Here is a 13,875-nt window from a genome sequence, read left to right on the forward strand (position 1 = left end):
TTGATTGTTTTAGGTAGCGGTTTTCGGTTGTGTGGCATTAAGCAGCGAGCGACCGATGAAGTCCTTGTCGCCCGTAACGCCCGCAAGCGTGAAGAAGTAACCGCCGCCGACGGGTTTGAGGTATTCCTCAAGCGGTTCGCCATTGAGGCGGGTCTGCACGGTGATAAAGCCTTTTTCCAGGTCGGCCTGGTAGCAGATGAACAGCAACCCCATGTCAAGCTGACCGTTCTTGTTTACCCCGTTGGAATAGTTGAACGGCCGACGCAGGATCAGGTTGGCCTGGCTCGCAGCGGTACGCGGGTTAGCCAGGCGAATGTGCGCGTCGAGTTTGGTCAGCTTGCCGGCCGGATCTTTGCTGTAATCCGGGACTTCGGTTTCATGTCGGGCCCCCATCGGCGCGCCAGTGGTTTTGACCCGACCGATGATGCTTTCCTGCTCCTGCAACGGCGTGCGATCCCAGCGCTCGACGAAGTTGCGGATGATCCGCACCGCTTGATAGCTGCCATGCACGGCCCAGGCAGGTTCATCGCTGTCCGGTTGCACCCAGACCACGCGATCCATGGCTTTGCCGTCGATGGAATCGGGGTTGGCTGAACCATCCCGGAAACCGAGGAAGTTGCGCGCCGACTGCACCGGCACACCGGGTTTGGCCGGGGCTTGTGGCGGCACGCTACCTTCCTGTTTCCAGCGCACCAGCAGCAGATCAGGCAGGTTCTTCACAATGTCGCGCAGGGCATGAATGTTGGTGTCGGCGGTGTTGGCACAAAACTGCAGGCTGAGGTCACCGTGGCAGCAGTCGGCGTCCAGTGCATCGTTGGGGAAACCGACCATGCGGATCAGACGCTTGGGTTTGGCGTCGGCGAGGCCGAAGCGCTCATCGAACAGCGACTCACCCACCGAAACGGTGATGGTCAGGTTATCCGGCGTGACCACCGGGCCGAGGATGCCGGAATCCGGGGGCGGCAGTTTCGGATCGATCTGTGCGACCGGGCCACCCTTCATCAGGAACGCAATGCGCTCGTTGAGCGTGCGAAATAACCGCTCGAGGTCTTCGCGATCACTGGCCAATACGTCGAACGAAACCAGCATGCCCGAGGCTGGGCGCGGGGTGACGATGCCGGTCTGGTGTACGCCGTGGAAATCGTGGCGGTCTTCAGTCTTTTCGCTACTCGGGGCTTCGGTGACTTGTGCCGTTGCGGCGGCCATGGCCGGGCAGCTCAGGGCCGAACCCGCGAGGGCGACACCGGCGGCACCCATGCCCATCAGGACACGGCGACGCTGCAGGTTGAGTTGTTCTGAATCTTTCATCGGTACTCGTCTTCTGCTTACAGGCCGGAGAGGCCGAGGGCGGGATCGATGCCATCAAGCGCGCTGGCCAGAGCCTGAGCCTTGTCGGCAATCTGTTTGCGTTGTTCGCCGCTGACCGTGTCGTAGCGGGCGTAGCCGTCCTTGATCTTGTAGGTGTTGAGTTCGGTATCGAAGTCCGTCAGCGCCTTGTCGACTTTCGGTAACAGATCGGCAGCAGGCTTGCTCAGCATCGGTCGCAGCAGGTCGACGACTTTGTGTGCGGTTTGCAGGTTGGCGGCAAAACCGTTGAGGTCGCTGTGGCTGTAGCGTTCCTCTTCACCGCTGGCGGCGCGGACGTCGGCGAGGGTGTTGAGGTTGCGCACGATGACGTTGACCAGTTGCTCCGGCGGCAGCGACTGCGCGAGCAATTGCTGTTTGAGTGTGGTGACATCGCTGAGCAGGCGCTGGGCGACCGGCGTCAGATCGTCGAGTTTGCGCTGTTGGAACAGGCCGAATTCGAGACGGTGGAAACCGACGAACGCTGGATCCTGTTCGCGTTTTTCGAAGTAATCGGCGCGAGCGTTGATGCTGTTGTCCAGTTCGGCCAGACGCTGTGCGGCCGGGGCCAGATGTTGATAAGCCGCACGCGCGGGCAGATACAGCGCCTGAGCCTGAGCCAAATCGCCGCTTTCAATGGCTTGATCGAGCGCGGTCACGGCTTTGATCAATGCGCTGCTCTGGCTGGCCAGGTACACGCGAAATTCCGACAGCGGCCCGACGAAGGCGACCATCGACGGCTTGGCTTTGGCCGCAGCATCAGACGCGGCCGTTGGCGTCACGTGCAGGGTGCCGCGCGGATTGCTCAGCAGGCCGCAGGTGATCGCGTAATCGCCCGGTTGCAGGTTGGCGTTGATCACCTGGCTCAGGCCCGGCGCGATGTTTTCGCGCTCCTCAACAACGAGCACGCCGTCGAGAATTTCCCATTCCACCGCCCGGTCGGAGCGGTTGACGATGCGGAAACTGGCGCGGCCAGCCGGCACCGTCAGCGCGTTCGGCTCGCAACTGCCCGGATGGATATTCACCACCACTTCATCGTGGTTGTGCTGACGCTTGGCCGCGGCCATTTTCGAGGCGTAATAAAACAAACCACCGGCGGCGATCATCACCACCACCGAACCGGCCACCGCCCAACGCAAGGCGCGAGGAGGGGAGGCCTGAGGAGTATTAGGCTTTGACATGGATGCCCTTATTGGCTGGAAACGGAAGACGTTTGTGCGTGAGGCTTGGGCGCGGGGAGGAAGAACATCACCAGCGCCACCAGCAGATAGATCAGATAGGCACCGAGGGTGCTGACAGTCGGTGCATCCTGATAACCGAACATGCCGGCCAGCACCGAGCCCAACGGGCCATCCATCGGCAGCGTTGCGCTGAAGTCGAAGAGCACGGTTTGCAGGTGATTCCACAGCCCGGCTTCGTGCAGGGCTTGCACAGAGTTGGCGAGAATCCCGGCGGCGACCACCAGAATGAACAGACCTGTCCACTTGAAGAACGCCGAAAGATTGAGGCGCATGCTGCCTCTGTAGATGAGGAAACCGACGATGATCGCCAGAATCAGACCGAGCAGGGCACCGATCGGCGCGCCCGGGCCTTCGCTTTGTTGGAACACTGCGAGCAGGAAGAACACCGTTTCCAGACCTTCACGGGCCACGGCGAAAAACACCATGGCGATCAGTGCAATCACCTGATGTTTAGAGGAAGTCAGCGCGTGATCCAGCGAGGCTTGCAGCGAATGCTTGATCGAACGCGCGACTTTACGCATCCAGAACACCATCGAACTGAGAATGCCGACGGCGACCAGCCCGACGATGCCTTCGAACAGTTCCTGCTGCTTTTGCGGGAATTCGGCACTGACCAGTTCCAGGCCACCACCGACCAGCAGGGCGAGGGCGGCGGCGAGAAACACGCCGATCCACACGGCCGGCATCCATTGGCCACGGCCGGTTTGCTGGAGGTAACTGGCGATAATGCCAACGATCAGCGCGGCTTCAATGCCTTCGCGCAGCATGATCAGAAAGGGAACGAGCATTCGGTGTCCAATAAGTCATTCGAAGAGGTTACAAGTTGTAACATAATGAAAGTCATTCTCACATGACAATGATTGGCATAAACCTGAACACAAGCTGAACAAAGTAAAGAACAACCATTCTCATGCGGGTGACACCGGAACCCTGTAGGAGCCGCCGAAGGCTGCGATTTTTTGATTTATAGAATCAAGATCAAAAGATCGCAGCCTTCGGCAGCTCCTACATGGGTATTTGTGTCAGCTGCGGTAAGATGCCCACCACCCAAAAACAACAAGGTTCACCGCGCTCCATGTCGGAAAAAGACACCATCGCCGTTCAACTGGTGCGTGAAGCGCTGCTGCAAAGTTGTGCCCCGGGCGTGGCCACGGAAGAAGTCTTGAACAAGGTCGGGATTGATCCGCTGCTGCTGCAAACCGAGCACGGCCGGGTGCCGGCCTCGCAGTACGCGAAACTCTGGCGGTTATTGGCGCGCCGTGGCGATGACGAGTTCTTTGGCATGGACCCGCGCAAGCTCAAGTCCGGCAGCCTTGAGTTCCTCTGCCGCAGCGCGATGGCGCAACCGACGCTGGCAGCGGGTTTGAGCACGGGCCTGAGCTTTCTGTCACTGATGCTTGAGCGCATGCCGGCGCAACTGGTGCACCAGCAAAGTCTCGCGGAGATCGTCCTGCTGGAGGATGAGCCCGAACCGCGCCGCGCCTTCACTTATTTCACCTACTGGATGATCGTCCACGGCGTGGCCTGTTGGCTGGCGGGGCGGCGGATTCCGATTCTGGCGATCGAACTGCGCTGCGCGGCGCCGGACTTCACCGATGATTACCGGGTGATGTTCTCGGAAAACCTGCGTTTTGAGCGGCCGCGTACTCGAATGATTATTTCTGCCGATTGCCTCGACCTGCCGATCAAGCGCAGCGCCGAGGAATTGAAGCGCTTTCTCGCCCACGCCCCGGCCAACATTCTGGTCAAGTACCGCGACCCGGAAAGCCTCGCCAGTCGGATCAAACAGGATTTGCGGCAATTACCCGCCGAGCAGTGGCCGGAAACCGAGGCTTTGGCCCAACAGCTGTGCATGTCCGCCTCGACACTGCGCCGCCGTTTGGCCGAGGAAGGGCAGACCTACCAAGGCCTCAAGGACAGCGTGCGCAAGGAATTGGCCATCATTTGGCTGGCGGAGCCTTCGATCAGTTTTGTCGAGATTGCCGGCCGGTTGGGGTTTGCCGATGTCAGTTCATTTTATAAAGCGTTCCGCAAATGGGCGGGTTCCAATCCAGGGCATTACCGTAACCTGATCCTCAGCCAGCCAACTGAAGCTGGCTGAGGATCAGGCGTCATTTACAGTTCCTTCACGCTGACCAACGAGGTAGTGCCGGTACCGAACATCGAGGCCTTGATGCGCAACTGCAAATCATTCTTCGAGCCGCGCAGGACATAGATATGATCCGTCAGCTTAGGGCTTTCGAGTTTGAACAGCCTCACACTGCCTTCTGGATAAAGCGTGGGATCAAGTTCCAGTACTGCGTGGATCTTGTTGGCACGGGATGAGATGTTGTAGCGATTTTTACCAAACAGGGTCTCCGAAAGTTGTTGCAGCGGCATCGAATCCGGAGCGAGATCGGTCACATACAATCCGACGATATCGCGTTGCGGTCTGCCGTAAGCATCGTTGGACGAATTGTCGATAAACGCGCTTCTTGTGGCTTTGATTGTCGCCAGTTTATCCCTGTTCACGTAGTGATAAAGCTGCTTGGGCAAGGGCTTGATTTCGGTTTCGATAACCGACGGAAACCCGCTACTGTCAGCGATTGCCCGGCGTGACGGCCCCGGTGCCTCAGTGCTGGAGTTGTCATGGCTGCGCTTGTTTGGCGCGCCTCCTTTCAGGTACATCCGGTTATCGACTGTCCATCGCCCCTGACCGTCGGAAATCAGGAAGGGGCCGGGTCGCAGGTAATCCACCGGATCAATGATCAGCACCGACCCTTCTTCAATCGAAACCCGAAAAAATTGACCTTCCACCAATGCATGCCATTTGTCGTTGTACCGATAAAGGCCTTTGTTGCGTCCTTGCGCCACGGGTTCTCCGAGGTCTACCGGCTTTTCCATCGCGAAACTGTCGAGTATCGCTTGGTGCGCCCGGGAATAGGATGAACGGGGGGTAGCCCAGGCGTTTTCGGTAATCGACAGGTCCACCTGTGGGTGCTGCTCACCCGGCAAACTACGGTTTTCAATGACCGGTACATCGGGCGTAGCAGGGGCGGTACTTTCGACGGAGTATTCAAATACTTCCGGTTCGATCGACAGGTGCGGCGCGTTTTGTGACCTCGTCGTGATGCGTCCGGCGTGCATGAGTACGGCCGCCAGGTTAAGCAACAGGTCGGCCACGGCGAACGACTTGTCCTGACCATCCGATTGCGACAGTGCTTCAAGATCGGCCTTGAGACTCACCGCCAATTGCACTAACCATCCGGCGGTGGCTACCGGCCCGGTCACCAGCGGCAACAATGACTCGAATATCAACCAGCTCAGCGTCTTGAAGTGGGCCCAGCGACTCTCTGCGTTGGACACCGATTGCCGGTCTGCCAACTCAACAAGCGCCCGGCTGTTCGCCTCATACAGGTGCTGAAATACATCGCCCTGCAGTGGGGACGCGTTTTTCAGTTCCCAACGCAGGCGTATTTCGTTAGCGCCCAGCAGTCCGGTATGTCTGACCACGGCTTTGTACCAGTCATGGATGCTTTTCTGCAGCGGGGCGTCGGACTGAATCGCCTGTTCCAGATGGCTGCGCGAAGGGAACTGGATCAACGAAGGGGAATAGAAGGGGCGATAGAGGATGACGGGAGCATCGCTGCGGTCGCCGGCGGTGATGACGAACATATTCAGAACCGGCCCGAGCCGCAGATGCAAGGGGCTGACGACGATCTCTTGAGAGGCGTCGCCAGCATCGGCCAACGCGATGATCAGACGTACCCCGTCATCGTCAAAACCATGGGCACTTGTCAATTTGGCCTCTAGTGCCTGGAGCGGCAATTGATTGCGCAGGTGGACCGTGAACAGATTTTGTCGGGATGACGCCTCGGTACGATTATCGAACAGATGCTGTTTCAGATAAGCCGGGTAGGTACGGCCAATGTCCACTGACTGGATAAGACTCTTGACGTAATCGGGGGTCATCCACGCTGGTACATCGCGCTGGTGCAGGCCTTTGACGGTCATCGTGCCCCATGGCAGGCCGGCAAGATTTTCCAGGGCAAAATCGATGATGCCCAAGCGAATCGTTTCAACGCTCCCCCATCCTCCAGGTACTCCTCGCGCGACCTTGATGTTGAGTTCCATGTCATCTGGGTTTACCGGTTCATGCCCATCACGGCTCATCTGATCGACGAGTGCTCGATAGGCAAAATCGCGGATGGAATCGAGATGGGTGAAAAACGTCGCACCGTCGTACTCCAGATGAGTTGCCGCCATGGCCGACACATATCGTCGATAAGTACGGCGATCATCAGCATCTGCATCCTTGAGCCATTGAGGCAAATGCTTGTCGACATTTTCTGCATGGTAAACATGCGGCTGTTTGCCGGCGAACAGGCGAAGTGGATCGGTGATCTGGTCGAACAGTTGCTCAGCGCCCTCGAACATTTCGTTGACCGGAATCTGGATGCTTTCAAGTTCCAGCAGTTGCTGATCGATCAGGACCCGCACCAACTCATCAAAAATATCCGCTTCAGGTTCATAACGATCAACGCTAAGTTCGACGAACTCCCAGCGATGCTGCAAGTCCCGTGCAATATTCTGTATGCAGTCTGACTCGGATTTGAATCGTTCCCAGGCGCCCGAAGGTTGAATCAATACTGTTCCTGACTTGTTCGTGACGAGCAAGGCAGGATAAATCAGCGAGAGATTGTTCGTCCCGTTATTCAAGGTAAATTGCAATAGATAAGCCGGCGACCGTAAATGCTCGTTAAATATTTGTCGATATTGTTTTTCCGGTTTGATGACCAAACCGGTCAACGCATAATAAAAGTCTTGATCTGACTGGTGAAGTGATTCATTGATGTTCGATGCGCAGGCATCTTTTACAACCTCCGCCAGCCACTGCCAACGTTTCATGCCGTTATCGGCTGGTTGCTGCCAATAATCCAGCAACTGCTGCTGCAACGTGGCGACCAGTGTCTGGCACAGTTCTTCCTGAGCCAAGTGGAAATCGGCAAGATCGATTGTAGCGCGGCCTTCGGCGTTCACTGGAATGATCAGGTTTTCGTCGGCTACGGTAAGACTCCGGCCCTCAGTGAAGGCCTCAATAAATGCATTCAGAAAAGGCACTGGTTCGGAGTTCAGGACAAAACGGGTATCACGATAAAATATCGTATCTAGAGTTAGTGAACCCGGTGCGAGACAGTATTGTAGATAATTTTCCAATTGCGATCTGGCAACACTGCGCAATGTAGGGTGGTCTTTGAATTGAGCGCGTAACGAATATTCGAAAATAAAACTTTTGTCATAAACCGGTTTTTCTTGGGGCGACACGGTGCGTTCCTTTTGGAAAAGACAGAGAGTGGGTGTTTGTCATTGCAAACTAACAAGGCAGCCAACTCGTGACCACTGCATATAATTATCAACTTGTAAGTATCCGCTTGTATGCCAGTCAGGGTTGGCCAAACCAGTCAGCCACTTTGATAGCTTTGACCATTGCCGCCGCCGCCCCGCAGCGCGACTATCCCTCTGTTGTTTACGGTTCCCAGCCTAATAAAAAACAGAGGGATTCTGGCAATGCGCGATTACTTGTCTGCCACTGAACAGTTCAACTATCAGCACACCGTGGATGCCGCGCTCAGCGGTACGCTGGCGGCGCTCAACGCCTGCGTCGAATGTTGCGACCGTCATGCCTTGCCCGGGCGCATTGCGCTGTTCTGGGAAGGCCGCGACGGCGCCAGCGCGACCTACACCTTCAGCGACTTGCAGGACAAAGCCGCGCGTTTCGCCAATTTTCTCCTCGCCCAGGGCGTGCAGAAGGGCGACAAGGTTGCCGGCCTGCTGCCACGCAACATCGAATTGCTCATCACCGTGTTTGCCACCTGGCGTATCGGCGCGGTGTATCAGCCGCTGTTCACCGCGTTCGGCCCCAAAGCCCTCGAACATCGCCTGAACAGTTCCGGCGCCAAAGTCGTGGTCACCGATGCGGTCAACCGGCCGAAACTCGCTGAAGTCGCCGACTGCCCGACGCTCGTTACCGTCGGTGGCGCCAAAGGCCAGGGCATCGTCCGGGGCGATTTCAGTTTCTGGGCCGAACTGGCCCATTATTCCAATGCCTGCGAACCGGTGCTGCTGACTGGCGAAGACCCGTTCCTGCTGATGTTCACCTCCGGCACCACCGGCCCTTCGAAAGCGCTGTCGGTGCCACTCAAAGCCATCGTCGCCTTCCAGAGTTACACCCGCGATGCGGTCGATCTGCGCCCGGAAGATGCGTTCTGGAACGTCGCCGATCCGGGCTGGGCCTACGGCATCTACTTCGGCGTCACCGGGCCGTTGTCGATGGGCCATCCGATCACTTTCTACGATGGGCCGTTCACCCTCGAAAGCACTTGCAGGGTGATCAACAAGTACGGCATCACCAACCTCACCGGTTCGCCCACCGCTTATCGCTTGCTCATCGCCGGTGGCGACGAATTCGCCAAGTCGATCAAGGGCAAACTGCGCATCGTCAGCAGCGCCGGCGAGCCGCTGAACCCGGAAGTGATCCGCTGGTTCGCCGACCACCTCGACGTGGTCATACACGACCATTACGGCCAGACCGAACTGGGCATGGTCCTGTGCAATCACCACGGCCTCGAACACCCTGTTCATGTTGGCGCTGCCGGGTTTACCTCGCCGGGTCATCGCATCGCCGTGCTTGATGAACAGTGCAACGAGCTCGGTGTCGGCCAGCCCGGCATCCTCGCCATCGACCGGCCCAGGTCGCCGATGTGCTGGTTTGCCGGTTACGAAGGCGTGCCGACCAAAGCCTTCATTGGCGATTACTACCTGAGTGGCGACACCGTGGAATGGAACCCGGACGGCAGCATCAGTTTCGTCGGCCGCAGCGACGACGTGATCACCACCTCCGGCTATCGCGTCGGCCCGTTCGACGTCGAAAGTGCGTTGATCGAACACCCGGCCGTGGTCGAAGCGGCGGTGGTCGGCAAGCCCGACCCGGAGCGTACCGAACTGGTCAAAGCGTTCGTCGTGCTCAGCGCGCAATACCGCGCCGCGCCGGAGTTGGCCGAAGAGCTGCGCCAACACGTACGCAAGCGTCTGGCCGCGCATTCCTACCCGCGTGAAATCGAATTTGTCAGCGAGTTGCCCAAAACCCCGAGTGGCAAATTGCAGCGCTTTATCTTGCGCAACCAGGAAATCGCCAAGGCTCAAGAGGCCGCGGCGCATAACGTTTCAGCTTGAATCAGGAAGTACAGTCATGCAGATCGAAAACAAGGTTTTTATCGTCACCGGCGGCGCGTCCGGCCTGGGTGCCGCCACGGCTGAATTGCTGGTCAGTGCCGGCGCCAAAGTGATGCTGGTGGACATGAATGCCGAAGCAGTCGCCGCACAGGCGCAGCGTTTGGGCGCGCAAAGCGTGGTGGCCGATATCAGCAACGAAGCCGCCGCCGAAGCTGCCGTGCAGGCGACCGTCAGAGCCTTCGGCAGCCTCAACGGTCTGGTCAACTGCGCCGGCATCGTTCGTGGCGAGAAGATCCTCGGCAAGAACGGCCCGCATGCACTGAGCAGTTTCGCCCAAGTGATCAACGTCAACCTGATCGGCAGCTTCAATATGTTGCGCCTGGCCGCTGCGGCCATCGCCGAAGCCGAGGCCAATGCCGACGGCGAACGCGGCGTGATCATCAACACCGCCTCGGTCGCAGCGTTCGACGGCCAGATCGGCCAAGCGGCGTATTCCGCTTCGAAAGGCGCGATCGCCAGCCTGACCCTGCCGGCCGCCCGTGAGCTGGCGCGCTTCGGCATCCGCGTGATGACCATCGCCCCGGGCATTTTCGAAACGCCGATGATGGCCGGCATGACCCCGGAAGTCCGCGATTCGCTGGCCGCTGGTGTGCCGTTCCCGCCGCGTCTGGGCAAGCCAGCCGAGTACGCCGCGCTGGTTCGGCATATCATCGAAAACAGCATGCTCAACGGCGAGGTGATCCGTCTCGACGGTGCCTTGCGCATGGCCGCCAAGTAAGGAGGATTTGTCATGACCCTTTCCAACGATCCGATTGTCATCGTCAGCGCTGTCCGCACCCCCATGGGCGGCTTTCAAGGCGAACTGAAAAGCCTCACCGCGCCGCAACTCGGCGCTGCCGCGATCAAGGCGGCGGTGGAGCGTGCAGGTGTTGCCAGCGACTCGGTCGACGAAGTGCTGTTCGGTTGCGTATTGCCGGCCGGCCTCGGTCAGGCGCCTGCGCGTCAGGCCGCACTGGGCGCCGGGCTGGATAAATCGACCCGTTGCACCACGGTCAACAAAATGTGTGGCTCAGGCATGGAAACCACCATGCTCGCCCACGACATGTTGGTCGCTGGCAGCGCCGATGTGGTCATTGCCGGCGGCATGGAAAGCATGTCCAACTCGCCTTATCTGCTGGATCGTGCCCGCGCCGGTTACCGCATGGGCCATGGCCGCGTGCTTGATTCGATGTTCCTCGACGGGCTCGAAGATGCCTACGACAAAGGCCGGCTGATGGGCACCTTCGCTGAAGATTGCGCCCAAACCCATCACTTTAGCCGTGAAGCCCAGGACGCGTTCGCTGTCGCTTCGACCACCCGCGCCCAGCAAGCGATCAAGGACGGCAGCTTCAAGGCCGAAATCGTCCCGCTGACCGTGACCGTCGGCAAAGAGCAGGTGCTGATCAGCCATGATGAGCAGCCGCCGAAAGCCAAACTCGACAAGATCGCCTCACTGAAGCCTGCGTTCCGCGAAGGCGGCACGGTGACGGCGGCGAACGCCAGTTCGATCTCTGATGGCGCCGCTGCACTGGTGCTGATGCGTCAGTCGCAGGCGCAGAAACTCGGTTTGAAACCGCTTGCCGTCATTCATGGGCACGCAGCGTTCGCCGACACCCCGGGCCTGTTCTCGGTGGCGCCGATTGGTGCGATCAAGAAATTGATCAAGAAAACCGGTTGGTCGCTGGGCGACGTTGATCTGTTCGAGGTCAACGAAGCGTTTGCTGTGGTCGGCATGGCGGCGATGACTCAATTGGAAATTCCTCACGACAAACTCAACGTGCACGGCGGCGCCTGTGCCTTGGGCCATCCGATCGGTGCATCCGGCGCGCGGATTCTGGTGACCTTGCTCTCGGCCTTGCGCCAGAGAAACCTCAAACGCGGTATCGCGGCAATTTGTATCGGCGGCGGCGAAGCGACGGCCATGGCCGTGGAATGCGTCTACTAAGGCCAACCATTCCCAACGCTGGGAGGAGATTTGCTCCCGAAGTGGCTGTGTCAGGCACATCACTTTTGAATGACACACCGCTTTCGGGAGCAAGCCCCCCCACAGGGTTCTGTGTAGTCACCCCCGGATTTAAGGATTCACCATGATTGCCAACGAAGACCAAAACCAGATCCGCGACATGGCCCGGCAGTTTGCCGAGGAGCGGCTGAAACCGTTCGCCGCCGAGTGGGATCGCGAACACCGGTTTCCCAAGGAAGCCATCGGCGAAATGGCCGAACTGGGCTTCTTCGGCATGCTCGTGCCGGAGCAGTGGGGCGGTTGCGACACCGGGTACCTGGCCTATGCCATGGCCCTGGAAGAAATCGCGGCCGGCGACGGCGCCTGCTCGACCATCATGAGCGTGCACAACTCGGTGGGTTGCGTGCCCATTCTCAAGTTTGGCAACGACGATCAGCGCGAGCGCTTCCTCAAACCGCTGGCCAGCGGCGCAATGCTCGGCGCGTTCGCGCTGACCGAGCCGCAAGCCGGTTCCGATGCGAGCAGCCTGAAAACCCGTGCACGCCTGGAAGGTGATCACTACGTGCTCAATGGCTGCAAACAGTTCATCACGTCGGGGCAAAACGCCGGGATTGTCATTGTGTTTGCAGTGACCGATCCGAGTGCCGGCAAACGCGGAATCACCGCACTTATCGTGCCGACCGATTCGCCGGGCTACAAAGTGGCCCGCGTTGAAGACAAGCTCGGCCAGCATGCTTCGGACACCTGCCAGATTCTCTTCGAAGACGTCAAAGTCCCGGTCGCGAACCGTTTGGGCGAGGAGGGCGAGGGCTACAAGATCGCCTTGGCCAACCTCGAGGGCGGGCGCGTCGGCATTGCTTCGCAAGCGGTGGGCATGGCCCGCGCCGCGTTCGAAGCCGCGCGCGATTACGCCCGCGAGCGGGACACCTTCGGCAAGCCGATCATCGAGCATCAGGCCGTGGCGTTCCGCCTCGCTGACATGGCCACGCAGATCGCCGTTGCGCGGCAAATGGTGCATTATGCTGCCGCCCTGCGTGACAGTGGTCAACCGGCCTTGGTCGAGGCGTCGATGGCCAAGTTGTTTGCCTCGGAAATGGCCGAGAAGGTCTGCTCGATGGCATTGCAAACCCTGGGCGGTTACGGTTACCTCAACGACTTCCCGCTGGAGCGCATCTACCGCGACGTGCGTGTCTGCCAGATCTACGAAGGCACCAGTGATATTCAGCGCATGGTCATTTCGCGCAATCTTTGAGAAGGAATTTTTATTCATGACTTACGAAACGATTCTGCTGGAAATCCACGGCCGCGTTGGCCTGATCACCCTGAACCGCCCGCAGGCGCTGAACGCGCTGAACGCGCAACTGGTCAGCGAAGTGAACCATGCGCTCGATGGGCTGGAAGCTGACGCGAACATTGGTTGCATCGTCCTCACCGGTTCGAAGAAAGCCTTCGCGGCCGGTGCCGACATCAAGGAAATGGCCGAGCTGACCTATCCGCAGATCTACATGGACGATCTGTTCAGCGACAGCGACCGTGTCGCCAATCGACGCAAGCCGATCATCGCAGCGGTCAACGGCTTCGCCCTCGGCGGGGGCTGTGAACTGGCGTTGATGTGCGACTTTATTCTGGCCGGCGACAACGCCAAGTTCGGCCAGCCGGAAATCAACCTCGGCGTCCTGCCGGGCATGGGCGGCACCCAGCGCCTGACCCGTGCCGTGGGCAAAGCCAAGGCCATGGAAATGTGCCTGAGCGGGCGCATGATCGATGCCGTGGAAGCCGAGCGCTGCGGCATCGTCGCGCGGATCGTGCCCAGTGATGAACTGCTGGATGAAGCGCTGAAGGTGGCCGCCGTCATTGCCAGCAAGTCGCTGCCGATTGCCATGATGACCAAAGAAAGCGTCAACCGAGCGTTCGAGGTCAACCTGACGGAAGGCGTGCGTTTTGAGCGCCGGGTGTTCCATGCCGCGTTTGCCACACAGGATCAGAAGGAAGGAATGGCGGCGTTCGTCGCCAAGCGGGCGCCGGAGTTCCAGGGCAAGTAATTACTGACGCTATCGCGGGCAAACCCGCCCTCAC

General features: G+C 59.1%; 10 protein-coding genes. 6 read left to right on the plus strand and 4 right to left on the minus strand.

From position 1 onward, the window contains the following. Positions 1–9: 9 nt before the first annotated feature. Genes efeB through efeU form a run of 3 tightly spaced genes read right to left on the minus strand, consistent with a single transcriptional unit; the run spans position 10 to position 3,373 of the window. A complete protein-coding gene (gene efeB / locus ACIOWA_RS00315) occupies positions 10–1,308 on the minus strand; it encodes an iron uptake transporter deferrochelatase/peroxidase subunit (protein WP_401157598.1) in 1,299 nt (432 codons plus the stop codon). A 17-nt stretch (positions 1,309–1,325) separates the two neighbouring features. Then, a complete protein-coding gene (efeO, locus tag ACIOWA_RS00320) occupies positions 1,326–2,525 on the minus strand; it encodes an iron uptake system protein EfeO (RefSeq protein WP_401157600.1) in 1,200 nt (399 codons plus the stop codon). 8 nt (positions 2,526–2,533) lie between these two features. Continuing rightward, entirely contained in the window at positions 2,534–3,373 is an 840-nt protein-coding gene (efeU, locus tag ACIOWA_RS00325) for an iron uptake transporter permease EfeU (protein WP_401157602.1), read from the minus strand. A 287-nt stretch (positions 3,374–3,660) separates the two neighbouring features. Between efeU and ACIOWA_RS00330 the strand changes: the two genes are divergently transcribed. Next, entirely contained in the window at positions 3,661–4,686 is a 1,026-nt protein-coding gene (locus ACIOWA_RS00330) for an AraC family transcriptional regulator (protein WP_401157604.1), read from the plus strand. 14 nt (positions 4,687–4,700) lie between these two features. Here the strand turns inward: ACIOWA_RS00330 and ACIOWA_RS00335 are convergent, their stop codons facing one another. Then, entirely contained in the window at positions 4,701–7,889 is a 3,189-nt protein-coding gene (locus ACIOWA_RS00335) for a dermonecrotic toxin domain-containing protein (RefSeq protein ID WP_401157606.1), read from the minus strand. A 243-nt stretch (positions 7,890–8,132) separates the two neighbouring features. On the opposite strand from ACIOWA_RS00335, the gene ACIOWA_RS00340 reads away from it, so the two are divergent. The 5 genes from ACIOWA_RS00340 (at position 8,133) to ACIOWA_RS00360 (ending at position 13,841) form a co-directional block, all read left to right on the plus strand. Continuing rightward, positions 8,133–9,797 (plus strand): AMP-binding protein, encoded by a 1,665-nt coding sequence (locus tag ACIOWA_RS00340; protein WP_401157608.1) that lies wholly within the window; start codon positions 8,133–8,135, stop codon positions 9,795–9,797. 16 nt (positions 9,798–9,813) lie between these two features. Beyond that, positions 9,814–10,575 carry an SDR family NAD(P)-dependent oxidoreductase gene (locus ACIOWA_RS00345; protein WP_401157610.1) on the plus strand — a complete coding sequence of 254 codons (762 nt, stop codon included), beginning with the start codon at positions 9,814–9,816 and terminating at the stop codon, positions 10,573–10,575. A 12-nt stretch (positions 10,576–10,587) separates the two neighbouring features. Next, complete coding sequence (locus ACIOWA_RS00350; protein WP_401157612.1) at positions 10,588–11,781, plus strand: acetyl-CoA C-acyltransferase; 1,194 nt, start codon at positions 10,588–10,590, stop codon at positions 11,779–11,781. 142 nt (positions 11,782–11,923) lie between these two features. After that, complete coding sequence (locus ACIOWA_RS00355; RefSeq protein ID WP_339494372.1) at positions 11,924–13,051, plus strand: acyl-CoA dehydrogenase; 1,128 nt, start codon at positions 11,924–11,926, stop codon at positions 13,049–13,051. Positions 13,052–13,067: 16 nt separating this feature from the next. After that, positions 13,068–13,841 carry an enoyl-CoA hydratase gene (locus ACIOWA_RS00360; protein ID WP_339494371.1) on the plus strand — a complete coding sequence of 258 codons (774 nt, stop codon included), beginning with the start codon at positions 13,068–13,070 and terminating at the stop codon, positions 13,839–13,841. Positions 13,842–13,875 lie beyond the last annotated feature (34 nt).

Origin of the sequence: Pseudomonas sp. NPDC087614 (assembly GCF_044743485.1) — a bacterium.
GTDB lineage: Bacteria > Pseudomonadota > Gammaproteobacteria > Pseudomonadales > Pseudomonadaceae > Aquipseudomonas > Aquipseudomonas baetica_A.